Annotated in this window: 19 protein-coding genes; 8 read left to right on the forward strand and 11 right to left on the reverse strand. The window is 68.2% G+C overall.

Going from position 1 to position 22,304, the window contains the following annotated elements; genetic code table 11:
* Nucleotides 1–5: 5 nt before the first annotated feature.
* Entirely contained in the window at nt 6–1,028 is a 1,023-nt protein-coding gene (locus MWM08_RS12835; protein WP_244459825.1) for a patatin-like phospholipase family protein, read from the forward strand.
* Here MWM08_RS12835 and MWM08_RS12840 read toward each other — a convergent pair.
* The 6 genes from MWM08_RS12840 to MWM08_RS12865 all read right to left on the reverse strand — a co-directional run bounded on the left by MWM08_RS12840 (nt 1,025) and on the right by MWM08_RS12865 (nt 8,750).
* Nucleotides 1,025–2,269, reverse strand: coding sequence for a pyridoxal phosphate-dependent decarboxylase family protein (locus MWM08_RS12840; protein ID WP_244459826.1), 1,245 nt, complete (start codon nt 2,267–2,269; stop codon nt 1,025–1,027). The two genes, MWM08_RS12835 and MWM08_RS12840, sit on opposite strands and share 4 nt — an antisense overlap.
* On the reverse strand, nt 2,270–3,325 hold the full coding sequence (locus MWM08_RS12845; RefSeq protein ID WP_244459827.1) for a 2-oxoacid:ferredoxin oxidoreductase subunit beta: 1,056 nt from the start codon (nt 3,323–3,325) through the stop codon (nt 2,270–2,272).
* Nucleotides 3,322–5,163, reverse strand: a complete 1,842-nt coding sequence (locus MWM08_RS12850) for a 2-oxoacid:acceptor oxidoreductase subunit alpha (protein WP_244459828.1) — start codon at nt 5,161–5,163, stop codon at nt 3,322–3,324. The genes MWM08_RS12845 and MWM08_RS12850 overlap by 4 nt, the downstream gene beginning before the upstream one ends.
* Nucleotides 5,148–6,941 carry an FAD-dependent oxidoreductase gene (locus tag MWM08_RS12855; protein ID WP_244459829.1) on the reverse strand — a complete coding sequence of 598 codons (1,794 nt, stop codon included), beginning with the start codon at nt 6,939–6,941 and terminating at the stop codon, nt 5,148–5,150. The genes MWM08_RS12850 and MWM08_RS12855 overlap by 16 nt, the downstream gene beginning before the upstream one ends.
* A 215-nt stretch (nt 6,942–7,156) precedes the next feature.
* A complete protein-coding gene (locus MWM08_RS12860; RefSeq protein ID WP_244459830.1) occupies nt 7,157–8,080 on the reverse strand; it encodes a 3-hydroxyacyl-CoA dehydrogenase family protein in 924 nt (307 codons plus the stop codon).
* A gap of 61 nt (nt 8,081–8,141) precedes the next feature.
* Complete coding sequence (locus tag MWM08_RS12865) at nt 8,142–8,750, reverse strand: P-loop NTPase family protein (protein WP_341482867.1); 609 nt, start codon at nt 8,748–8,750, stop codon at nt 8,142–8,144.
* Nucleotides 8,751–9,581: 831 nt separating this feature from the next.
* Between MWM08_RS12865 and urtA the strand changes: the two genes are divergently transcribed.
* Genes urtA through urtE form a run of 5 tightly spaced genes read left to right on the forward strand, consistent with a single transcriptional unit; the run spans nt 9,582 to nt 14,968 of the window.
* Entirely contained in the window at nt 9,582–10,832 is a 1,251-nt protein-coding gene (urtA, locus tag MWM08_RS12870) for an urea ABC transporter substrate-binding protein (RefSeq protein ID WP_244459831.1), read from the forward strand.
* Between the two features lie 46 nt (nt 10,833–10,878).
* The gene (urtB, locus tag MWM08_RS12875; protein ID WP_244459832.1) at nt 10,879–12,447 is read left to right on the forward strand and encodes an urea ABC transporter permease subunit UrtB; all 1,569 of its coding nucleotides are present in this window, start codon (nt 10,879–10,881) and stop codon (nt 12,445–12,447) included.
* Between the two features lie 26 nt (nt 12,448–12,473).
* Nucleotides 12,474–13,538: an urea ABC transporter permease subunit UrtC gene (urtC, locus tag MWM08_RS12880; RefSeq protein WP_244459833.1), complete on the forward strand. Its 1,065-nt coding sequence runs from the start codon at nt 12,474–12,476 to the stop codon at nt 13,536–13,538.
* Nucleotides 13,535–14,272: an urea ABC transporter ATP-binding protein UrtD gene (gene urtD, locus MWM08_RS12885; protein WP_244459834.1), complete on the forward strand. Its 738-nt coding sequence runs from the start codon at nt 13,535–13,537 to the stop codon at nt 14,270–14,272. The genes urtC and urtD overlap by 4 nt, the downstream gene beginning before the upstream one ends.
* Nucleotides 14,273–14,275: 3 nt before the next feature.
* Entirely contained in the window at nt 14,276–14,968 is a 693-nt protein-coding gene (urtE, locus tag MWM08_RS12890; protein ID WP_244459835.1) for an urea ABC transporter ATP-binding subunit UrtE, read from the forward strand.
* Between the two features lie 36 nt (nt 14,969–15,004).
* On the opposite strand, the gene MWM08_RS12895 is transcribed toward urtE, so the two are convergent.
* Together MWM08_RS12895 and MWM08_RS12900 are read right to left on the reverse strand one after the other, a co-directional pair.
* Nucleotides 15,005–16,138, reverse strand: a complete 1,134-nt coding sequence (locus tag MWM08_RS12895) for a zinc-dependent alcohol dehydrogenase family protein (protein WP_244459836.1) — start codon at nt 16,136–16,138, stop codon at nt 15,005–15,007.
* 10 nt (nt 16,139–16,148) lie between these two features.
* Nucleotides 16,149–16,805 carry a DUF1028 domain-containing protein gene (locus MWM08_RS12900; protein ID WP_244459837.1) on the reverse strand — a complete coding sequence of 219 codons (657 nt, stop codon included), beginning with the start codon at nt 16,803–16,805 and terminating at the stop codon, nt 16,149–16,151.
* Nucleotides 16,806–16,925: 120 nt separating this feature from the next.
* Here MWM08_RS12900 and MWM08_RS12905 point away from each other — a divergent pair, with 120 nt between their 5' ends.
* Both MWM08_RS12905 and cnbZ read left to right on the forward strand, forming a co-directional pair.
* Nucleotides 16,926–18,512, forward strand: a complete 1,587-nt coding sequence (locus tag MWM08_RS12905) for an ABC transporter substrate-binding protein (protein ID WP_244459838.1) — start codon at nt 16,926–16,928, stop codon at nt 18,510–18,512.
* Nucleotides 18,512–19,264, forward strand: coding sequence for a 2-amino-5-chloromuconate deaminase CnbZ (gene cnbZ, locus MWM08_RS12910; RefSeq protein ID WP_244459839.1), 753 nt, complete (start codon nt 18,512–18,514; stop codon nt 19,262–19,264). The genes MWM08_RS12905 and cnbZ overlap by 1 nt, the downstream gene beginning before the upstream one ends.
* 177 nt (nt 19,265–19,441) lie before the next feature.
* On the opposite strand, the gene MWM08_RS12915 is transcribed toward cnbZ, so the two are convergent.
* The 3 genes from MWM08_RS12915 to MWM08_RS12925 all read right to left on the reverse strand — a co-directional run bounded on the left by MWM08_RS12915 (nt 19,442) and on the right by MWM08_RS12925 (nt 22,273).
* Nucleotides 19,442–20,203, reverse strand: a complete 762-nt coding sequence (locus tag MWM08_RS12915) for an SDR family NAD(P)-dependent oxidoreductase (RefSeq protein WP_244459840.1) — start codon at nt 20,201–20,203, stop codon at nt 19,442–19,444.
* A 107-nt stretch (nt 20,204–20,310) separates the two neighbouring features.
* Nucleotides 20,311–21,201, reverse strand: coding sequence for a ketopantoate reductase family protein (locus MWM08_RS12920; RefSeq protein ID WP_244459841.1), 891 nt, complete (start codon nt 21,199–21,201; stop codon nt 20,311–20,313).
* A gap of 7 nt (nt 21,202–21,208) precedes the next feature.
* A complete protein-coding gene (locus tag MWM08_RS12925; protein WP_244459842.1) occupies nt 21,209–22,273 on the reverse strand; it encodes a ketopantoate reductase family protein in 1,065 nt (354 codons plus the stop codon).
* Between the last annotated feature and the right edge of the window lie 31 nt (nt 22,274–22,304).

The following is a 22,304-nucleotide window of genomic DNA, read 5'->3' on the forward strand; positions in this document are numbered from 1 at the left end:
GCGCGATGGCCAGACGCAACCGCAAGCGGATCAAGCTGGCGTTGCAGGGCGGCGGTTCACACGGCGCCTTCACCTGGGGCGTGCTGGAACGTCTGCTGGCGGATGACCGGCTGGAGATCGAGGCGGTGGTCGGCACAAGCGCCGGCGCAATGAACGCCGCCGTGCTGGTCGATGGTCTGATCGCCGGCGGGCCGGCCGAAGCGCAACGCCAGCTCGACGTGTTCTGGGAGGGCGTGGGCAGCATCGCTGCCTTCTCACCGGTGCAGCCCACGCCGTTCGACCAGATGTTCAGTCCTGGCAACATGGATTTCTCGCCGGCCTGGCGCATCGCGGACGTGATGCAGCGGCAGTTCTCGCCCTATGAACTGAACCCCGCCAACCTCAACCCGCTGCACGAGCACATCGAGGCGGTGGTGGATTTCGCTCGGCTGCGGGCCGCCGCCGGGCCGGCGATGTTCGTCTGCGCCACCAATGTCCTGACCGGCCGGCTGCGCGTGTTCGAACGATCGGAAATGAGTGCAGCGGCGGTGATGGCCTCGGCCTGCGTGCCGCTGATCCACCAGGCGGTCGAGGTCGATGGCCAGCACTACTGGGATGGCGGCTATTCCGGCAATCCACCGATCTTCCCGCTGATCTACATGGGCGGCACGCCGGACATCGTCATCGTGCAGCTGAACCCGGTGAACATTCCCGAGGTGCCGCGCGACATCCGCGCCATCGTCGACCGAATGAACACGCTGGCCTTCAACGCATCCCTGATGCGCGAGATGCGGATGATCCGCTTCGTGACCGACCTGATCGACCAGGGGCAGTTGCCGAAGGAGAAGCACCTGCGCTGCTTCATCCACTGCATTGATGCGGAGGAGGAACTCGCAGCACTGAACGCTTCGTCCAAGATGAACGCGAGCATGGGCTTCTTGCAACATCTGCGCGCGCTGGGCGCGGCAAAGGCGGAAGCCTTCCTCGATGCGCATTTCGCGGCGATCGGGGTACGTTCCTCCACCGACGTGGTGGAGAAGTTCCTCTAGTAGGTGCGTTCGTTCGCGCCGATGCGGCTGTTCTGCCCGCCCCGAGCTGCGGCCACGGCGCGCGACACCGATTCCACATACTCCGCTGCGTAGTCGCGATGGATCGGGTTGAGGTGCAGGTGGATGCCGTCGGGTTCCTGCTGGCGTCCGACGAGCCAGCCCTCCGCGTCCAGCGCGGCCGCCACCTTGCCGATATCAAGCGCCGGGTCGGTCGCGCGCCAGACGAAAATGCCAAGATCGCTGGGCTGCAGGACGTCGAGGCCCGGGATGGCGGCGATGCCTGCGGTCATGATGGCCTTGGCCTCCATGATCAGGCGCGCGCAGCGCAGGTAGCCCTCGTCGCCGAGATGGTTCATCGCCGCCCAGGCCGCCGCCACTGCGCCACCCGGGCGCGTGCCCTGCGTGGTGTAGGCGGAATAGGGCCCGCGCTGCCAGGCACGGCTGTCGAACTTGTGCCACTCGCGATCCGCGGCATCCGCGACCAGCAGCAGGGACGCACCCTTCGGTGCCATGCCGTGCTTGTGGATATCGGCCGACATCGACGTGACACCCGGTACCGACAGTTCAAAGGCCGGGATGTCGTGGCCGAGCCGGCGGACATACGGTGCGAGAAACCCGCCCACGCAGGCATCGACATGCATCCAGGCGCCGTATTGCGCGGCCAGGGCGGCGATCTCGGTGATCGGGTCAAAGGTGCCGAAGGGATAGTTCGGCGCGGAGCCCACCAGCACGACGGTGTCGCCATCCATGCGCGCCGCCATCGCAGGGACGTCGGCGCGCAGGTCGGTTCCGACCGGCACCCGGCGGATCTCCATGCCGAGCGCCTCCGCCGCACGATCGAAAGTCAGGTGTGCGGAATTCGGCAGCACGATGTTCGGCCGCGTCACGCCACGCTGCGCCCGCGCGCGGTTTCGCGCTGCCATCATCGCGAGGAAGATGCTCTCAGACCCGCCGGAGGTGAAGGTGCCCCCTGCCCGCGCCCCGCCGCCCAGCAGCGACAGCGCCATCGCGATGACCTCGTCCTCCAGCGACTTCAGGCTGGGGAAGGCACGCTGGCCGAGATTGTTCTCGGTCCAATATGTGAGGTAGGCCTGCTGCTGGACGCGTTCGAGCTCCTCGTCCAGCCAGTAGAAATAGACAGCGAGCCGGCCATGACGCCAGTCGCGGTCGCCTTGCTTGCGGTCGCGCAACGCCGCAAGAATCGCATCGGCCGGCGCGCCGGTGGCAGGGATGCTGGTCATTCAGCGCAGCGCTGCGTTGATCGATTCCAGCGCATCGATGCCGGGGTTGAGATCGGCATCGCCCAGCGCATTCAAGGGCCCGGCGATGGTGCCCAGGTGTTCGTGCAGCGCGGAGGGTTCCGGGTCCACATAGATCAGCCCGGTGACGATCTCGCCCGCCGCCTTGCGGTCCAGGATGTGATGCATGGCCGAGGCGCGGTTGGTCGGGTCGTGCCCCTCATGGAGCTTGCGCAGACGCAAGATCGTGCCGTCGTGCTGCGTCACCTCCGTCACCTCGCCCGGTGCGTATTTCACGGTGATCTCGTCGCGGCGGAGCATGATGTCGAGCTTGTTCAGCGCCTCGTTGTGTTCGCGCACGTAGTCGTAGGACTTGGTACTGCCGGGATGATTGTTGAACGCCACGCAAGGGCTCAGCACGTCGATGAAGGCGGCGCCCTCATGGACCAGCGCGGCCTCGATCAGCGGCACCAGCTGTTCCTTGTCACCCGAGAAGGACCGAGCCACGAAGGTCGCGCCGAGCTGCACCGCGATGGCCGCGAGGTCGATCGGCTGGTCCGTGTTGATGGCCCCCTTCTTCGCCACCGACCCCCAGTCGGAGGTCGCGGAGAACTGCCCTTTGGTCAGGCCATACACGCCGTTGTTCTCGACGATGTAGCACATGTTCACGCCGCGCCGGATCGAGTGGGCGAACTGCCCGAAGCCGATCGAGGCGGAATCCCCGTCACCCGACACGCCCAGGTACACCAGGTCGCGGTTCGCCAGGTACGCGCCGGTCAGCACCGATGGCATGCGCCCATGCACCGAGTTGAACCCATGCGCATTGCCGAGGAAATACGTCGGCGTCTTCGACGAACAGCCGATGCCCGACATCTTGGCGATGCGGTGCGGCGGCAGCGAGAGGTTGAAGCAGGCCTGGATGATGGCCGAACTGATCGAGTCATGCCCGCACCCCGCACACAGCGTGCTGATGGCGCCTTCATAGTCGCGCCGCGTCAGTCCGATCGCGTTGGTCGGCAGCTTCGGGTGGTGCAGCTTGGGCTTCGGCAGGTAGCTCATGGCGTCGCCTTGCGGAAGGGCAGGATGTTGGCCGCCGAGGCGCGTTGCGCGACGGCCGCGTGGATGAAGCGCGCGGTGATGGGCGTGCCGTCGAAATGCAGCACCGGGATCAACCGCGCGGGGTCGATCTCCTCCTCGTTCACCAGGAGCGTGCGCAATTGCGCATCGCGGTTCTGCTCGACCACGAAGACGCGCTCGTGCGCCGCGACGAAGGCCGCCACGTCATCATGGAAGGGGAAGGCACGGATGCGCATGGCATCGAGGTGGATGCCGTCCGCCTCCAGCCCAGCCAATGCCTCGTGCATCGCGGCCGACGACGACCCGTAGAAGATGACACCGTCGCGCGCCGGCTGCTTCGCCGGAATGGTTATGGGGCGCGGGACGATCGACTTCGCGGTGCCGAACTTCTTCAGCAGGCGCTCCATGTTGTCGACATAGGGCGCGCCTTCCTCGGTGTAACGCGCGTAGCGGTCGCGTGACGTGCCGCGGGTGAAGAAGGCGCCCTTCTCGGGATGCGTGCCAGGCCAGGTGCGATACGGGATGCCGTCGCCATCCACATCGAGGTAGCGCCCGAAGGACTTCGCTTCATCGAGTGCGGCGGCATCCAGCACCTTGCCGCGATCCATGCTGCGCGCCGGGTCCCACTTGAAGGGTTCGCACAGCCAGTCGTTCATGCCGATGTCGAGGTCGAGCATGACGAAGATCGGCGTCTGCAGCCGGTCCGCCAGGTCGAAGGCGGTCGCGCCGAACTCGAAGCACTCGGTCGGATCCTCGGGCAGCAGCAGCACGTGCTTGGTGTCGCCGTGGCTGGCGTAGGCGGCCGACAGCAGGTCGGATTGCTGGGTGCGGGTGGGCATGCCGGTGGACGGGCCGGCGCGCTGCACGTCGAAGATCACCGCGGGGATCTCGGCGAAATACGCCAGGCCTACGAATTCCTGCATCAGCGAGATGCCGGGGCCGGAAGTCGCGGTGAAGGAACGCGCACCGTTCCATGCGGCGCCGATCACCATGCCGATCGAGGCGAGCTCATCCTCCGCCTGCACAATGGCGTAGCGCTTGGCGCCTGTCTCGGGATCCTTGCGCAGCTTGCCGCAGTATTTCTCGAAGGCTTCCGCCAGAGAGGTGGACGGCGTGATGGGATACCAGGCGCAGACCGTCGCCCCGCCATAGACGGCGCCGAGCGCGGCGGCGGCATTGCCTTCTACGAAGATCCGGTCGCCCACCGCATCGGCGCGCTTGAGTGTCAGCCCGATCGGGCAGGACAGATTCTCCTGGGCCCAGGCGCGGCCCTTCTCGAGCGCGGCGAAATTCGCCGGCACCAGCTTCTCCTTGCCCTTGAACTGCGCGGCAATGGCCTGCTGGACGGCCTCAACTTCCATATCGAGAAGCGCGGAGAGCGCGCCGAGATACACGATGTTCTTGAACAGCTGCCGCTGCCGCGGGTCGGAATAGGCAGCGTTGGTGATCTCGGTCAGCGGCACGCCGATCACCGTGATGTCGTCGCGGAAGCGCGAACGCGGCATCGGCCGTGTCGAATCGTAAAACAGGTAGCCGCCGGGCTCGATCTCGGCCACGTCGCGGTCCCAGGTCTGCGGGTTCATCGCGACCATCATGTCCACGCCGCCGCGCCGGCCCATGTGGCCGGCCTCGCTCACCCGCACCTCGAACCAGGTCGGTAGGCCCTGGATGTTCGAGGGGAAGATGTTGCGCGACGCGATGGGAATGCCCATCCGCAGGATGGATCGCGCGAACAGGCCGTTGGCGGATGCCGAACCCGACCCGTTGACGTTGGCGAACTTGACGACGAAGTCGTTCGTCGCGGTTATCGGCTGTGGCATGCGTGCGCCTTCGGCTTCGCGGTCTCGAGCAGGAACTTCTGCATGTCCCAAGCACCGGTCGGGCAGCGCTCGGCGCACATGCCGCAATGCAGGCAGACATCCTCGTCCTTCACCATCACGCGCCCGGTCTTGAGACCGTCCTGGACATACAGGTCCTGGTACAGGTTGACCGCCGGCGCCTTCAGGCGCGTGCGCAGGTCGTCCTCGTCGCCATTCTCGGTGAAGGTGATGCAGTCCGTCGGGCAGATGTCGACGCAGGCATCGCATTCGATGCAGGTCTTGGCGTTGAACACCGTCTGCACGTCACAGTTCAGGCAGCGTTGCGTCTCGAGATACGCCATCTCCCGGTCGAAGCCGAGTTCGACCTCGACCGTGATATCGCGCAGCGCCTTCTCGGGCGGAATGTGCGGCACCTTGTAACGCAGGTCGGGCGAGACCGCGTTGTCATAGGCCCATTCGTGGATGCCCATCTTCTGACTGGCGATGCGCACCTCGGGCGAGGGCCGCTGCGCCACGTCGCCGCCCTGGCAGAAGATGTCGATCGACACCGCAGCCTCGTGGCCATGGGCCACGGCCCAGATGATATTCTTCGGACCGAAGGCGGCATCGCCGCCGAAGAAGACGCGCGGATTGCTCGATTGGAAGGTCGTCTGGTCGAGCTTCGGCAGGCCCCAACGGTCGAACTCCACGCCGGCGTCGCGCTCGATCCAAGGGAAGGCGTTCTCCTGGCCGATCGCGACCAGGACCACGTCGGCCTCGATGGTCACGTCCGGCTCGCCGGTCGGCAGCAGCTGGCGGCGGCCCTTCTCGTCGTATTGCGCGGCGACCTTCTCGAAGACCATGCCGGTCAGGCGGCCATTGTCGTGCAGCACCTGCTTGGGCACGAGGAAGTTGAGGATCGGGATGCCCTCGTTCATCGCGTCCTCCTTCTCCCAGGGGGACGCCTTCATTTCCTCGAAGCCGGAGCGGACGACGACCTTCACCTCCTCGCCGCCGAGGCGGCGTGCGGAGCGGCAGCAATCCATCGCCGTATTGCCGCCACCCAGCACGATGACCCGCCGCGCGACCTCCTTCACATGGCCGAAGGAAACCGACGCCAGCCAGTCGATGCCGAGATGGATATGCGCCGCGGCTTCTGCGCGCCCGGGCACGTCGAGTTCACGACCGCGCGGCGCGCCGGAACCGACGAAGACCGCGTCGTAGCCCTCGTCCAGCAGGTTCTTGAGGCTGTCCACCCGGCGGTTCAGGTGCGAGACCACGCCGCCGCGGTCGAGGATGTAGCCGCATTCCTCGTCGATCACTTCCTCCGGCAGGCGGAAGCGCGGGATCTGCTGGCGGATGAAGCCGCCGGCCTTGGCCTGGCTGTCAAAGACATGCACCTCGTAGCCGAGCGGAGCGAGGTCGCGCGCCACGGTCAGGCTGGCCGGACCGGCGCCGACGCAGGCCACGCGCTTGCCGTTGCGCTGTTCCGGGATGGCCGGCATCCGGTGCGACACGTCGCCCTTGTTGTCGGCCGCCACGCGCTTCAGCCGGCAGATCGCGACTGGTTCTTCCTCGACCCGGCCACGCCGGCAGGCGGGCTCGCAGGGCCGGTCGCAGGTGCGCCCGAGAATTCCCGGGAACACATTCGAGTGCCAGTTCACCATGTAGGCGTCGGCGTAGCGCCCGGCCGCGATCATGCGGATGTATTCCGGCACCGGCGTGTGCGCCGGGCAGGCCCACTGGCAATCCACCACCTTGTGGAAGTAGTCCGGGGACGAGATGTCCGTCGGCTTCACGTGTGCGACCTCCCTGGGGCTTGATGCCGAAACAGGGGAAGTACGCCGCCGGTCACGCGACCGAGGCCTTCTTGCAGTCAGGATGCGGCGGCTGAACCGGCGCCGGTGTCATACCTGGTCGTCACTCCCCGCCGTTCAACGGCTTGGGCAGAAGCCTGCACCAAGGCGGTGGTGGCGGCAATGCGGAGATTTGCACCGCAACCATCGGTTGCGCGTCACTCCTGCTCGCGCATCATGCGCACGGTCGCCAGAAGCGCGCTTTCGTATCGTTCGCGCGCGCGCGCCGTGACCTCCGGCGGCCAGTCGCGAAAGCCACGACCGGTCTTCGGGCCGAGCCGGTTCTCAGCAACCAGGCGTGCGAGCGTCGGACTCGGATCGGGGCTGTTGCACAGCGACGGATAGATGGTGCGCCCCGCTTCCAGTTGCGTCTCGAGCCCCGCCAGTTCCTTCTGCAGGATCGGCCCGGCGGCCAGGTAGCGGAAGCCGAAGCAGTATTGCACGGCGCGGTCGACATCCTCGGCGGTCGCCAGGCCTTGGTCGATCACCGCGAAGGCCTCGCGCATCAGCGCGTGCTGGATACGGTTCGCGAGGAAGCCCGGCACGTCGCGCGCCACGCGGATCACCTTGCGGCCGAGCCCGTCCATGATGGCGGCGACCGCGTCGCACACCGCAGGGTCGGTGTATTCGCCCTGCACGACTTCCACGCCGGGCACGAGATGCGCCGGCAGGAAGAAGTGCAGGTTCGCGCAGCGCGCGCGCGTGGCAAGCCCCCCCGCGATGTCGGTGATGCGGTAGCCCGAGGCATTCGAGACCACCGGGATATGCTCAGGAACCAGCGTATCGAGCCGCGCGAAAACCTCCTGCTTCAGCGCCAGTCGTTCGGGCACGGCTTCCACCACGATCTCCGCGCTCGCGTAGTCCGGTGCCTCCATCGCATCGACCAGCGTGAGGTGCGCCGCATCATCCGGGTTGCCATCGAGCTGCCCGATCGAGGACCGCACCCGCGCCTCCGCGTCGGGCCAGCGCACGCGGTTCGTCTCGACCGCGCTGACGCGCCAGCCGCCGGCGAGAAAGATCGCGGCGATATCGCATCCCATCAGCCCCATGCCGAGGATGACGGCGTGACGTTGCGCGCTCATGCCGCGACGCCCCTCTGGCGCCGCACGAACTCCGAGATATCGGTCACGCCCTTGTTCTCCCTCAGGTGAGTTTGATGCGCAGGTCTGCTGCCCGCGCATCTTCCGGAAATCGCGGTCGAACAAGCCTTAGGTCTGCACCCACCAGCGGTGCCAGGCCGATCGTGTCGGTCACCAGCAGATCCGACAGAGGGAAACCAGGGCTGCCCATGCGCGAGATCCTGTCCCCGGCGCTCACGCAGATCGTCATGTCCGCGCGTGGCGGACTGAGGGGCGCGGCCAGTTTGTCCAGGGCGCTTCCGACGAACAGGCTCTCGAGCCGCGGAAGTTCGTCCGGCATGTCGTGCACGGCGGCAGGGTGGGTCGAGGTATCCTCTCGGATCGTTGTATGCGGGCAACCGCTCGTCTCAACACCGGCGATGGGTTTCGGCGCGAGCGCACCGGCACGCGTGACGAACTCCGCATTCTCGTTGGCGGAGATATCGTTGGTGATGGCAGCGATGCCTTGCCGCTCGCGCGGATGCCGGCACAGCCGTTCGGTCAGCGCCGCCTGAACCGAACCGCCGGTACCGCCGATGCCGACGCGGAACGGACCAATGGCCGCCCGGAGACGCGAGCACGCATCACGCGCGAAGGTCTGAACCGACCAATCCGAATCGGATGCGATCGTCATCGGAAGGGCCGCATGCGTCGCGTGATTCCGGGACAACAGGTCGAGAGCCGTGCTGCCTGGGGCGAGACGATCGAAGTCGGAACCAGGCACCGCCGTAGCCCTTTGCCCGTGCGTCTGCCCAAGGGCACAACGGCCGAGACAGGCTTCGCCGCGAAGGGGCGCAGGTCGCCGAAGGCCGCTTCGCGCAGCGCCACGCCCTGCGCCCAAGCCGACCGCATGCACGATGCGCCGTGCATGTCGCGCGGCGAACACCGCCAGGCGCACCCGGCCTGTCTGCCCCGGTCCCAACCACACCGCATCGCCGCCGGCCGGACTGCCCGCCGTGTGCTCCCGAGCGGCGTGTGGTGCCTCCCCCGGTTCGGGCGAGCCAACCACGATCCGCGCGACCGATGCCCGATACCTGCGCGCGATCCGGGCAGTATCACCGCTGCACAGGACGCGCTGTTCCGCCCCGCCGCGCGCACGCTGGTGGGCCGGGGCAGCAAGGCGGGGAGCAACCATCACCACAACCGTCGCACGGCAAGGCCACCACGCAAATCAGCGCGCCAGGGCATGGCTCCGCCCAAGGATCGCGCAGCGCCTGCACATCCGTTGGGCGAGACCGGATCGCGGATGACGCGCGTGTCATCGCGCCGATCATGCCATCCCAGCGGCCAGGCGGCGGCGCCGGTGACGCAGCGCTTCGCCCACTGCATGCCGCCAAGCGATCACCGCCGTGGATCACCGCTCGCGCATGTAGCATCACCGCCGTGGCACGGTTCTCGCTGTCCCGTGACCGGATCGCGCAAGCAGCCGAACGCGGCCGCCTGCGATCCGGTCAGGAGGATCTGCATGAGCAACACCACCCTTACCCGGATCGGCCGCCGCGCTGCCCTGCTCGGCGCCGGCGCCGCCCTTGCCGCACCCGCGCTGCGACCGGCCTTCGGCCAGGGCGCGCCGATCAAGGTGGGCGTGCTCCACTCATTGTCCGGCACCATGGCGATCAGCGAGACAGCGCTGCGCGACACCGTGCTGATGATGGTCGAATGGATCAACGGCCGCGGCGGCCTGCTCGGCCGGCGTGTCGAGGCGGTGGTGGTCGACCCGGCGTCGAACTGGCCGCTCTTTGCCGAGAAGGCGCGCGAGCTGATGCAGGTGCATCGCGTCGACGTCACCTTCGGCTGCTGGACCTCGGTCTCGCGCAAGTCCGTGCTGCCGGTCTTCGAGGAACTGAACGGCCTGCTGTTCTACCCCGTGCAGTACGAGGGCGAGGAACAGTCGCGCAACGTGTTCTACACCGGTGCGGCGCCGAACCAGCAGGCGATCCCGGCGGTCGAATACCTGATGTCCGCCGATGGCGGCGAGGCCAAGCGCATCGCGCTGCTCGGCACCGACTACGTCTATCCGCGCACCACGAACCGCATCCTGCGCGCCTTCCTGAATTCCAAGGGCATCGCCGATGCCGACATCATGGAGGAATACACCCCCTTCGGTCACAGCGACTGGCAGGGCATCGTGGCGCGCGTGAAGCGCTTCGCCGGCGAGGGCAAGAAGACCGCCATCGTGTCGACCATCAATGGCGACGCCAATGTTCCATTCTACCGCGAGCTCGGCAACCAGGGCATCAAGGCGGAAGACATCCCGTCGGTGGCCTTCTCGGTCGGTGAGGAAGAACTCGCCGGCATCGATGCCCGCCCCCTGGTCGGCCACCTGGCTGCCTGGAACTACTTCATGTCGGTGCAGTCGCCCGCGAATACCGAGTTCCTGAACATGTGGCGCGCCTTCATCCGCAACCCGCGGCGCGTCACCAACGACCCGATGGAAGCCACCTACACCGGCTTCAAGATGTGGACGCAGGCCGTGGCCCAGGCCGGCACCACCGCCGTCGATGCGGTGCGCGAGGCGATGTACGGCCAGAAGGTGGATGCCCCCGCCGGCTACACCGAGGAAATGCACCGCAATCACCACCTGTCCAAGCCGGTGATGATCGGCGAGATCCAGGCCGACGGGCAGTTCAACATCGTCTGGAAGACTCCGACGGCAATCGTCGCCGAGAACTGGTCGCCCTTCATCCCCGAAAACGCGGCGCGCCGCCGCGGCTGATGGACCGCGCGGCGCCGGGAGTATCCCGGCGCCGCGCTTCCCTCCCATGAAGCTGATTCTCGCCCTGGTCCTGGTGTTCGCCGCGCTGCTGCCGGCACGCGCCCAGGATGCCTTCCTCGCCAGCCTGCCGCGCCTGGGTGCCGGCTTCGCCGAGCAGGCCGCCGCCACCGAGGAGATGGGCGCCGCCGGCGACCCGCGCGCCCTGCCGGTGCTGCAGGCGCTCTCCGACGGGCGGGTGCTGCGCCGCCCCGACGGCGCGCTGCTCATCCAGACTGCGCCCGGCCAGGCGGTCGAGGCCGCGACCGGCGCCACCGCCAACCCGGCCGGCGCCGAGACCGTGCGCATCAACAACCGCGTGCGTGCAGCGCTGCGCGTGGCGCTGGGCCGACTGCAGATCGTCGCGACCGACCCGGATGCGCGGCTTGCAGCTGTGCAGGGCGTGCTGCGCAGCCGCAGCGCGTCCGACATTCCGATCCTTGAGACCGCCCTGGCACGCGAGAGCGTGCCGCGCATCCGTGCGCAGATCGAACTCGCCCTGGCTGCCTCGCGGCTGGCAGCCGACAACCCGGACGTGAAGCGCGCGGCGATCGCCGCGCTGGCAGCCAATGGCAGCGACACCGCACGCAGCATCCTGCTGGAGTCACGCTCCGCCAATCCTGGCCTGTCGGACGAGATCACGGCCGCCGTCGCGTCCATCGACCGCAGGCTGGCGCTGCGCCGCGCGGGCGAGACATTGTTCCAGGGCCTCTCGCTCGGCTCGGTGCTGCTGCTTGCCGCGCTCGGGCTTGCGGTGACCTTCGGCGTCATGGGCGTGATCAACATGGCGCATGGCGAATTCGTCATGCTCGGCGCCTACACCACCTTTTTGGTGCAGCAGGCCTGCCGCGACATTCCCTGGCTGCTGCCTTGGTCGCTGCCGCTGTCGGTGCCTGCCGCCTTCCTGGTCGCGGCGGCGGTCGGCGCCGTCATGGAGCGCGGTCTGATCCGGCACCTCTACGGCCGCCCGCTCGAAACCCTGCTGATGACCTTCGGCGTCGGCATGATGATCCAGCAGGCGGTCCGCATCGCCTTCGGCGCGCAGAACCGCGAGGTACTGAGCCCGTCCTGGATGCAGGGCACGCTGGAACTCCCCGGCGGGATCATGGTCACGCAGAACCGGCTGTGGATCATCGTCTTCGGCATCGCTGTGCTGCTGCTGGTGATGGCGGCCATCCGCTACACCCGCTTCGGGCTCGAAATGCGCGCAGTGGTGCAGAACCGGCGCATCGCCGCGACCATGGGCATCCGCACCGGGCGGGTCGATGCGCTGACCTTTGCGTTCGGCTCCGGCATTGCCGGCATGGCGGGCGTGGCGCTGTCGCAGATCGACAATGTCTCGCCCAATCTCGGCACCGGCTACATCGTGGACAGCTTCATGGTGGTGGTGTTCGGCGGTGTGGGGTCGCTGGCAGGCACGCTTGTCGGCGCCTTCACGCTGGGCATCGTCAACAAGGTGCTGGAACCCTATGCCGGGGCGGTGCTCGCGAAGGTCGCGGTGCTGGTCGGCATCATGCTGTTCATCCAGCGACGTCCGAAGGGGCTGTTCGCCCTCAAGGGCCGGGCAGCGGACCAGTGAGCGCCATGGCGGAAAGCGCACCTTTGGTGCCACGCCCGCGGCCCTGGTCGACCATCGCCCTGGCGGCAGCGCTGCTGCTGCTGGCGCTGCTACCGATCCTGAACGGGCTGCCCGAGGCGCATGCGCTGCACGTCTCGGACTTCATCGTCTCGATCGTCGGCAAGTGGATCTGCTACGCGATCCTCGCCCTGGCCATCGACATCGCCTGGGGCTACGCCGGCATCCTGAGCCTTGGCCACGGCGCCTTCTTCGCACTGGGCGGCTACGCGATGGGCATGCACCTGATGCGCCGCATCGGCGATCGCGGCGTCTATGGGCACCCGGTGCTGCCGGACTTCATGGTCTTCCTCGGCTACCCGGAACTGCCCTGGTACTGGCTCGGTTTCGACAACTTCCCCTTTGCCATGGCGATGGCACTGCTGGTGCCCGGCGCGCTCGCCGGGCTGGTGGGGTGGCTCGCCTTCCGCAGCCGCATCACCGGCGTATATTTCTCGATCATCACGCAGGCGATGACCTATGCGCTGATGCTGGCGTTCTTCCGCAACGACATGGGCTTCGGCGGCAACAACGGCTTCACCGACTTCAAGGACTTGCTGGGCGTGCCGCTCAACACGCGCACCGCCCGCGCTGGGCTGTTCTATGCGGCACTGGCCTCGCTCGCGCTGTGTCTTCTCATCTGCGCCTATGTGGTGAAGTCGAAGCTCGGCCGCGTGCTGGTGGCGGTGCGCGATGCCGAGAGTCGCGTGCGCTTCCTCGGCTACAACGTGACGTCCTACAAGCTCTTCGTCTTCGTGCTGTCGGCGATGATCTCGGGCCTGGCCGGCGCGCTCTATGTCCCGCTGGTCGGCATCATAAACCCCGGCGAATTCAGCCCGGGCAATTCCATCGAGGCCGTCATCTGGGTCGCGGTCGGCGGCCGCGGGACCTTGGGCGGCGCGCTGCTCGGCGCCTTCTCGGTGAATGGTGTGAAGACCTGGCTGACCTCCTTCGCGCCGGACCTCTGGCCCTTCGTTCTGGGGGGGCTGTTCGTCGCAGTCACGCTGTTCCTGCCCAAGGGCCTGGTCGGGCTGCTGAGGAAGCGCGGGTCATGAAGGGCAACAGCCTGTATCTGGACGGCGTTTCGGTCGTGTTCGACGGCTTCCGCGCGCTGAACAACCTCTCGCTGATCGTCGAGCCCGGCGAGATGCGCGCGGTCATCGGCCCGAACGGCGCCGGCAAGACCACCATGATGGACGTCATCACCGGCAAGACGCGTCCGACCGCCGGCACGGTGCGCTTCGGCGACCACGACCTCACGCGCATGGACGAGGCGTCCATTGCCAATCTCGGCATCGGCCGGAAGTTCCAGAAGCCGACGGTGTTCGACGCGCTGACGGTGTTCGAGAACCTGGAACTCGCCCTGAAGGCCCCACGCGGGACGCTCTCGGCACTGCATTGGCGTCTTGGAACCGAGGCGCGCGAGAAGATCGAGGAGACGCTAGGTGAGATCGGCCTGGCCGCCCGCGCGCACGACCTCGCCGGCATCCTCTCGCACGGCCAGCGGCAATGGCTGGAAATTGGCATGCTGCTCATGCAGGACCCCCAGCTGCTGTTGGTCGACGAACCCGTCGCCGGCATGACCGACCAGGAGACCGAACACACCGCCGCGCTGCTGCGGCGCATCGCCGGCACGCGGTCCGTGGTGGTGGTCGAGCACGACCTCGAATTCGTCCGCGCGCTCGGCCGTAAGGTGACCGTGCTGCACGAGGGCACGGTGCTGTCCGAAGGCCCGATCGACCAGGTCCAGGCCGATCCGCGCGTCATCGAAGTCTATCTGGGGCGCTGAGCGATGCTGGACGCGCGCGGCATCGAGCTCTCCTACGGCGCCTCGCTCTGCCTGCGCGGCGTGGATCTGGTGGCGGAACCCGGCACCATCACCTGCGTGCTTGGGCGCAACGGCGTGGGCAAGTCGTCGCTGATGCGCTCGATCATGGGGCTGGAGCGCATCCGCGCGGGATCGATCACCTGGGAAGGGCGCGACATCTCAACCTGGTCGCCGGCGGACCGCGCGCGGGCGGGCATCGGTTACGTGCCCCAGGGGCGCGAGATCTTCCCGTTCCTGACCGTACAGGAAAACCTCGAGACCGCCCTCGCCGCCGCCCCACGAGGATCGCGCGTGTCGGACGAAGTCTTCGAGATGTTCCCCATCCTGAAATCCTTCCTGCGCCGCCGCGGCGGCGACCTGTCCGGCGGCCAGCAGCAACAACTTGCCATTGCGCGCGCCCTCACGGCACGCCCGCGCCTGCTGATCCTCGACGAACCGACCGAGGGCATCCAGCCCAACATCATCAAGGACATCGCCCGCGTGATCGAAATGCTCGCGAAGGACCGTGGCATGGCGGTGGTGCTTGTCGAACAATACTACGAATTCGCCCGCAGCCTGGGCGACCGCCTGGCCATCATGGTGCGCGGCGAGGTTGCGCTGGCTGGCCCCGCGGGCGAACTGGACGAGGACGCGGTGCGCGCCCTGCTGACCGTCTGACGTGGAGCGGCGCGCGCCGCCCGGCCCGAAGCGGCCTCAGGCGTTCGGCCGCAGCATCTGCCGCAGCACGGTCCCTTCGCTCAGCAGGTCGAAGCCCTCGTTGATCTGGTCGAGCGTGATGTTGCTGGTCTTGAGCCGGTCCACCGGCAACTTGCCGCGCCGATACAGCCCAAGCAGGCGCGGGAGATCGCGCTCGGGCACGCAGGACCCCATGTAGGAACCGCGGATCGACCGCTCCTCGCTCACCATGTTCGCGTGCAGGTAGGAAACCTGCGCGTTGATGTTGGGCAGCCCGGCGCTGATCGTCTCGCCGCCCCGCGCGGTGATGGCGATGGCGAGTTGCATCGCCGGGATCGACCCTGCCGTCTCGATCACGGTGTCGAGCCCACCATCCGTTGCCGCGCGCACCTGCGCCGCGCAATCCTCGTTGCCGGCCAGGAAGACGTCGGTGGCACCCCATTGCTTCGCGAGTTCCAGTTTCGCCTGGTTGGTGTCGATCGCGACGATCCGCTCCGCCCCGCCAGCAACGGCGGCGAACAGCGCGTTCATTCCCACGCCGCCAAGCCCGACAACTGCGATCGCCGCGCCGGCTTCCATCCGTGCGGTGTTCAGCACCGCACCGGCGCCGGTCATTACCGCGCAGCCGAAGATCGCGGCGTCATCCAACGGAATGGCGCGATCGATCTTCACCGCGGATCGCCGCGCCACCACCGCATACTGCGCGAACAGCGACAGCCCGGAATTGTGGTTGATCGGCGTGCCATCCAGCCGCTTCAGCCGCCGCGATCCGGTGGGCAATTGCCCCGCCGCGCGAAAGGCGTTGCCGGTCGGGCAGATGTTCGGCCGCCCGCGCACGCAGTACCGGCAATTCCCGCAGGATGGCGCGAACACCGTCACCACATGGTCGTCCGGCTTGATGTCCGTGATGCCCGGCCCAACCTCGCGGACGATGCCCGCGCCCTCGTGCCCGATCACGATCGGCAGCGGCCGCGGGCGCTGGTTCTCGATGGTCGACAGGTCCGAATGGCACAACCCTGCCGCGGCCACCTCGATCAGCATCTCGCCAGGCCCGGGGCCTTCCAGTTCCACCTCCTCCACCACCATCGGGCGGGAGGTGGCGTAGGGGCGCGGCTTGCCCTGTTCGAACAGGATCGCGGCTTTCATGCGCATGGGCGTGTCCTCAGATGATGGGCGCGTCGTCGGGGTCGACCGCGCGGCGCACGAAACCATCGGCCAGCGGCGCGTATTCCTCCCACAGCCGGCGCAGCGCGGGCAGCGGCGCGGGGTCCTTGTCGATGCGCAGGTCCACATAGGGGAAGCATTCGCGGTCCACGACCATCAGGCAGGCCGAGGTCACGTCGCCATGCTCGCCGCCCGCCGCCTCGCCGGCTTCCAGCGCGCGCATCAGGCGTTCGGCCAGCGGTTGTCCTGGCGCATCCAGGAAGGCTGCCGCCATCGCAGGCGCGACATCCTCGTTCGCCAGGATGTTCCCAAGCGCCACCACGTCCTTGCCGTGCGCCACGCTGCGCGCCGGCTTCACATTCGCCCCGTCGAAATGCGCCGTCGCACCGCTGCGATCCATCACCGCCACCTGGCGCCAGCGGTGATGCGGCGTGGAGGCCACCAGCGCCTCCAGCGCCTCCGGCGCCGAACAGCCCGATCGCAGCAATTCGATCCCGCGCGGGCCGAGCCGCGGGTCGGTGCGATGCTGCGTCAGCACGCCGCCCACCCCGGCCGCGAGGAAGGGCACGCGCGTGCCGACCGCGATGGACGATGTCGTCACCGCCGCGCCGAACTGCCCGGTCCGCGCGCAACGCCCCAGAAGCGAGAAGGTCATGAAGGCCCCTTCGAAGCACCGCGCGCATTGAAGGCCGCCATGCGGCGCACGTCCAGCCGCGCCCGATGGACAAGCCGCACGCCGCAGGCATGATGCCGGCACCGGACCAGGGAGGACGCCATGTCCAGGCGACGCTTCACCATCGCCGCGGCCGTTGCCGCGCTGCTTGTCACGGCCACGCCGGCCCCCGCGCAACAGGCGCCACAGGGCACTTTGCGCGTTGTCCTGGTCAACATGCTGGCCAGCCTCGACCCGGTGCTCTCGACCGCCGCCTTCGTCCGCAACCACGGCTTCATGGTCTACGACCAGCTCTACGCCTTCGACAGCCAGGGCGAGGCGCGCCCGCAGATGGTCGAACGGCACGAGGTCTCGGCCGACGGCAGCACCTATCGCTTCACCCTGCGCGAGGGCCTGGCCTTCCATGACGGCCAGCCGGTGCGCGCGGCTGATGCCGTCGCTTCGATCCGCCGGTGGGCGCAGCGCGATATCGCCGGGCGCGCCCTGATGTCGGCCACCGCCGCGCTGGAGGTGGTCGACGACCGCACCTTCACGCTGCGCCTGTCGCGCCCCTTCGGCCTGGTGGTGGAAGCGCTCGCGCGCCCGACCGCGAGCGCGCTGTTTGTCATGCCCGAACGCATCGCCTCCACGCCCGCCACCACGGCGATCACGGACGCGACGGGCTCCGGCCCCTTCATCTTCCGCCAGCAGGATTTCTCGCCGGGCGAACGTGCCGTCTATGTCCGCAACCCGGCCTATCGCCCCCGCAGTGAACCGGCGGATGGGCTTGCCGGCGGAAAGGTGGTGCAACTCGAACGCATCGAATGGCTCGGCATCAGCGACCCCGCGACCGCGGCGGCCGCGCTGCAATCCGGCGAGATCGACTTCATCGAGCAGCCCTCGCCCGACGTGCTGCCGGTGCTGGCGCGGAACCGCAATATCCGCACCTTCGCGCTGAATCCGATCGGGTCGATGGTCTGGCTGCGCCCGAACCACCAGGTGCCGCCCTTCAACGACCCGCGCGCGCGCCAGGCGCTGCTGTACCTGGTGAACCAGCAGGAGAACCTGCAGGCGGTCGGCGTGCCGCCGTCCGAGCAGGTGCCCTATTGCCCGGCCTATTTCCTCTGCGGCACGCCGCTGGAAAGCAGCGCCGGCGCGCAGGGCCTGCGTGAGATCAATGTCGAACGCGCCCGCGCCCTGCTGCGCGAGGCCGGCTACAATGGCCAGCGCGTGGTCTTCCTCAACGCGACCGACAGCCCGATCAACAACGCCGTGACGCTGACCATGGCGGAGAACATGCGTCGCGCCGGCCTCAACATGGACGTGGTCGCGACCGACTGGGCGACGCTGACGCAACGGCGCAACCGGCGCGAGCCGGTGGAACAGGGTGGGTGGAACCTGTTCGTGACCGTGGCGAACGTGCTCGACGCACAGAACCCGCTGGTGAACCTCTATCTCGGTTCGCCCTGCGAGGGCGGCCTCGCCGGCTGGCCCTGCGATACCGAACTCGAACGCCTGCGCGCCGCCTGGTGGGAGGAAGCAGATCCCGCCAAGCGCCGCCAGATCCTCGAGCAGGTGCACGCCCGCGCCTATGCCGTGCTGCCCTACATCAATGGCGGACAGTTCCGCGTGCTGGCGGCGCATCGCGCCAATGTCGAGGGCCTGCGCCCGACCACCATCCCAGTCTTCTGGGGCGTGACGAAGCGCTGATGAGCACCATCGCCATCGCGGACGCCGGCTACCGCTTCATCCCGGCCGTCATGCAGTATTCCGGCGGTGTCGCGGCTCTCCCGGGGTTCCGGTTGGAACGCGCACGCTTCGCCGAACCGCTGCCGATGGCGGAGGGCTGGCGACGCATCGCGGCGCATCTCTCAGCACTCGGGCGCCCGCTGACCGCCTTCGCGGCCTGCGAACTGCGATCCCCCGCGCCCTTCACCGAGGCCGGCTTCGCGACGTTCAACGCGGGCTACGCGAAGGTGCTCGGCGAGTGGGGCGTGCTGCGCGACGGCGCGAACCCGGTTGCGCGCAGCAATGTGTGCCCGCGTCACGCGCCACCTGCCGAACCCTGCTTCCACGCCTTCGTCTACACCGTGCCGGATGCGGGAGCGGCGTCGTCCTTCGCCGTCGCCGGAAGCGGCGAATCAGCCGAAGGCAAGGGCACCTATCGCGAGAACACCATCGCCTATGGCGACACATCGCCCGCCGGCATGCTGAAGAAGGGCCTCTGGGTGTTGGGCGAGATGGAACGCCGCATGGGCCTGCTCGGCCATGGCTGGGCCGACACCACCGGCGTGCAGGCCTATACCATCCACCCGCTACCGCCGGCGCTGTCCGAGGCGATCGTCAACCGCGGCGCCGCGCGCCACGGCCTGACCTGGCAGGATTGCCGCCCGCCTGTGGAGGGCCTGGAGTACGAGATGGATTGCCGCGGCATCGGGCAGGAACTGGTCCTGCCCGGATAAAGCCTTTGTGTGGCGGCCCATCCGGGCCGCTCGGCGTCGCCGCACGACCGGCGGCGCCCGTTTGGGCGTTCGTCCTCCCTAGAGTGGAAGCCGCCCAGATGATCTGCGCGCGGCGCCTGGTGCCGCTGGCGGTGCAGGCGGGACCGAGGGGCATTCCGCCGTGCCGCCGGATTGCCCTTACGGCTGCATGTGGCTGCCGCCATCCTCGATCCAGTTCTGCCCGGTGATGAAGGACGCGCCCTCGGACAGCAGGAAGCAGATCAGCGGCGCGACTTCCTTCGGCTGCGCGATCCGCCCGAGCGGAATGCGCGCCAGCGTCCGTTCGCGAAAGCGTTCGGAGCGCACGACTTCCGTCATCGGCGTCTCGACCGTGCCGAAGCCGACGGAGTTCACGCGGATGCCGTAGCGTGCCCATTCCAGCGCCGCGCTCATGGTCACGCCATACAGCCCCGCCTTCGCCGCGGCGTAGTTCACCTGCCCGATCGACCCGCGCTTGCCCGCGGTCGAGGAGATGTTGACGATCGCGCCTGGCCGCTCCTCGCCCGCCTTGGCACGGGCGATCATGTGGCGGCCGACCGCCTGCTGCATCAGGTGGCAGGCGGTCAGGTTCACGTCGATCACCGCCTGCCACTGCGGCAGGGTCATTTTCTCGATCATCGCGGGCCGCGTAATGCCGGCGTTGTTCACCAGGCCATGCACGGCCCCGAAGCGCGCGACGGCGTCATCGACGATGCGGGCGCAGACTACTTCATCCGTGACGTCGCCCTGGATCGCCAGGGTGCGCTCGCCCGCCAGCGCGGAGGAGACGGCCGCGAAGGTCTCCGGGTTGCGCTCGACCATCACCAGGTTGCCGCCCAGGTCGAGCACGAGCTCCGAAATGGCCCGGCCGATCCCCTGCCCCGTGCCGGTCACGATGACCGTGCGGCCGGTCAATTCCATCGGATTTCGCATGGCGTTTGCTTCCCCTGGTGTCGTTGCGGGGAAGCGTCGCGCGGCCGACGCGCGCATGCAAGGGAGCGCGACGGGCGCGCGCGGGCAAGGGGCGCTCAGCGCGTCGCCTCGGCCACCTTCACCATCGTGTGCAGCACGCGGTTCGCCGGCGTCGGGATGCCCAGCGCCGCGCCGCGGCGGATCACCAGGCCATTCAGGTGGTCGATCTCCGTCGGCTTGCCCGCCGCGAGGTCCTGAGCGGTCGATGAGCGCTGGCCCGGCATGGTCTTGGCCAGCCCCAGCACCTGGGCGAGAACGTCTGGCGCGACGTTCACGCCCGACGCCTTCGCCACCGCGACGCATTCGGCGACGACATCCGCCATCACCTCCCGCACGCCCTGCATCGGCAGCAACCGCCCATAAGGCAGTTGCGTCAGCGCCGAGAGCGCATTGTAGGCGCAGTTCACGATCAGCTTGCCCCACAACGCATCGAGAGGCGTCTCGGACACCCGCGTCGGGATTCCCGCCGCGCCGAACTGCGCGACGATGCGCTCCCCCGCTTCGCAGGGGCCGATGACCAATTCGCCGCGGCCGTGATGCACGACATGGCCGGGCCCCACCATCGCCGTCGCGACATAGACCGCAACCGGCACGACGGTCCGGTTCACGACCGGCCGCAGCCGATCCGCATTGTCCACGCCGTTCTGCAGGTTCAGGACCGTGACGTCGGGGCGCAGATGCGGCGCGATCTGTCGTCCGACCGCCTCGGTGTCGCCAGACTTCACGCTGAACAGCACGATGTCCGCCCCGGCCACGCCGTCAGCCTCGGTGGTCGCGTCCATTGGCACGGTGAAGCGGTCGGCGCCGATCTCCAGCAGCAATCCACGCGCGCACACCGCGTCGACATGCTGCGCCCGCCCGATCAGCGTGACCGGAACACCTGCCCGCGCGAGCATGCCGCCATAGTAGCAACCGACCGCACCGGCTCCCATCACCGCGACCTTCATGGCCGGGTCAGTTCAGCCGCAGCCCGCGGATCAGGTCGGGCGATGCAGCCACCTCGCCGCGCTCGACGCGCTTCACGATCTCCGTCAGCGCGGCATTGGCCGGCGCGGCGATGCCGATCTCCGCCCCGCGCGCGACGACGAAGCCGTTGAGGTACTCGATCTCGGTCCGCCGGCCCTTCATCATGTCCTGGCCCATCGAGGCGCGATGCGCCCCGCCGCCGGGCTTCTGCGTATCCGCCAGGCGCTGCGCGTCATAGGCAGCACGCGCCGTGTCATCACCCTCGCCCGCGCGCGCGATGACCTCGGCGTCGAGATGCAGGATTTCCTCGAGGTCATAGCCCAGCGCCTGGCCGACGCGGATCGCCTCGCTCCCCAGCCGCGCCGCGAAGGCGCGGATCGCGTCATCCGCCGTGGCGTCCTTGGCCAAGAGCCCGGTCGCCGCCGCGATGCCATTGCCCATGACATTCGCCACCAGCTTCGACCAGCGCTCGCCCCACAGGTTGGACGTGGTCAGCGCCGAATCCGACAGTGCGAGCAGCGATGTGATGAACTCTGCCCGCGGTGAGATCCGCCCATGCGGCTCCCCCACGCGATACACCGTGTGCGACGCGCCCGACTTCCCCGCCGCCCGCTTCACCAGCCCGGGCGCCGACAACTCCACCGTGATCAGAGACGCGATCGCGCCCAGCACCCGCCCCCAGCCGACAACGTCGGCGATGACTTCCTCGTTGATGCAGTTCTGCAGGGACACCACATAGCCGCTGGGCGAGAGATACTGCGCGATCATCGTCGTGGCCCAGGCGGTGTCGTAGGACTTCATGCAGACGAAGGCGATGTCGACCGGGCGTTCCTTCGCGAAGGACTGCAATTCGGTCAGGTGGATCGCCTTCACCGGCACGGTGAATTCCGGCACGTCCTTCAGGTGCGCGATGGTCAGGCCACGCGTGCGCATCGCCTCGACATGCTCCGGCCATGGATCGACAAAGGTCACGTCGTGGCCGGCCTGCGCCATGTAGCCGCCCGCATATCCGCCGACGGCGCCGGCGCCCACGATGGCGATGCGAGGGGTCATGCGCGTTCCTCCTGGCCCTGAAGGCCTTCGT

The organism is Roseomonas fluvialis, assembly GCF_022846615.1.
Lineage (GTDB): Bacteria > Pseudomonadota > Alphaproteobacteria > Acetobacterales > Acetobacteraceae > Neoroseomonas > Neoroseomonas fluvialis.

Bases quoted from the DNA above. Each gene is read 5' to 3' on its own strand.
- urtE (WP_244459835.1), top strand. From the start codon at position 14,276: ATGCTGGACGCGCGCGGCATCGAGCTCTCCTACGGCGCCTCGCTCTGC.
- MWM08_RS12835 (WP_244459825.1), top strand. From the start codon at position 6: ATGGCCAGACGCAACCGCAAGCGGATCAAGCTGGCGTTGCAGGGCGGC.
- MWM08_RS12925 (WP_244459842.1), bottom strand. From the start codon at position 22,273: ATGACCCCTCGCATCGCCATCGTGGGCGCCGGCGCCGTCGGCGGATAT.
- MWM08_RS12905 (WP_244459838.1), top strand. From the start codon at position 16,926: ATGTCCAGGCGACGCTTCACCATCGCCGCGGCCGTTGCCGCGCTGCTT.
- MWM08_RS12920 (WP_244459841.1), bottom strand. From the start codon at position 21,201: ATGAAGGTCGCGGTGATGGGAGCCGGTGCGGTCGGTTGCTACTATGGC.
- MWM08_RS12860 (WP_244459830.1), bottom strand. From the start codon at position 8,080: ATGAGCGCGCAACGTCACGCCGTCATCCTCGGCATGGGGCTGATGGGA.
- MWM08_RS12900 (WP_244459837.1), bottom strand. From the start codon at position 16,805: ATGACCTTCTCGCTTCTGGGGCGTTGCGCGCGGACCGGGCAGTTCGGC.
- urtA (WP_244459831.1), top strand. From the start codon at position 9,582: ATGAGCAACACCACCCTTACCCGGATCGGCCGCCGCGCTGCCCTGCTC.
- MWM08_RS12840 (WP_244459826.1), bottom strand. From the start codon at position 2,269: ATGACCAGCATCCCTGCCACCGGCGCGCCGGCCGATGCGATTCTTGCG.
- MWM08_RS12865 (WP_341482867.1), bottom strand. From the start codon at position 8,750: ATGACGATCGCATCCGATTCGGATTGGTCGGTTCAGACCTTCGCGCGT.
- urtB (WP_244459832.1), top strand. From the start codon at position 10,879: ATGAAGCTGATTCTCGCCCTGGTCCTGGTGTTCGCCGCGCTGCTGCCG.
- MWM08_RS12895 (WP_244459836.1), bottom strand. From the start codon at position 16,138: ATGCGCATGAAAGCCGCGATCCTGTTCGAACAGGGCAAGCCGCGCCCC.
- urtD (WP_244459834.1), top strand. From the start codon at position 13,535: ATGAAGGGCAACAGCCTGTATCTGGACGGCGTTTCGGTCGTGTTCGAC.
- MWM08_RS12845 (WP_244459827.1), bottom strand. From the start codon at position 3,325: ATGAGCTACCTGCCGAAGCCCAAGCTGCACCACCCGAAGCTGCCGACC.
- MWM08_RS12850 (WP_244459828.1), bottom strand. From the start codon at position 5,163: ATGCCACAGCCGATAACCGCGACGAACGACTTCGTCGTCAAGTTCGCC.
- cnbZ (WP_244459839.1), top strand. From the start codon at position 18,512: ATGAGCACCATCGCCATCGCGGACGCCGGCTACCGCTTCATCCCGGCC.
- MWM08_RS12915 (WP_244459840.1), bottom strand. From the start codon at position 20,203: ATGGAATTGACCGGCCGCACGGTCATCGTGACCGGCACGGGGCAGGGG.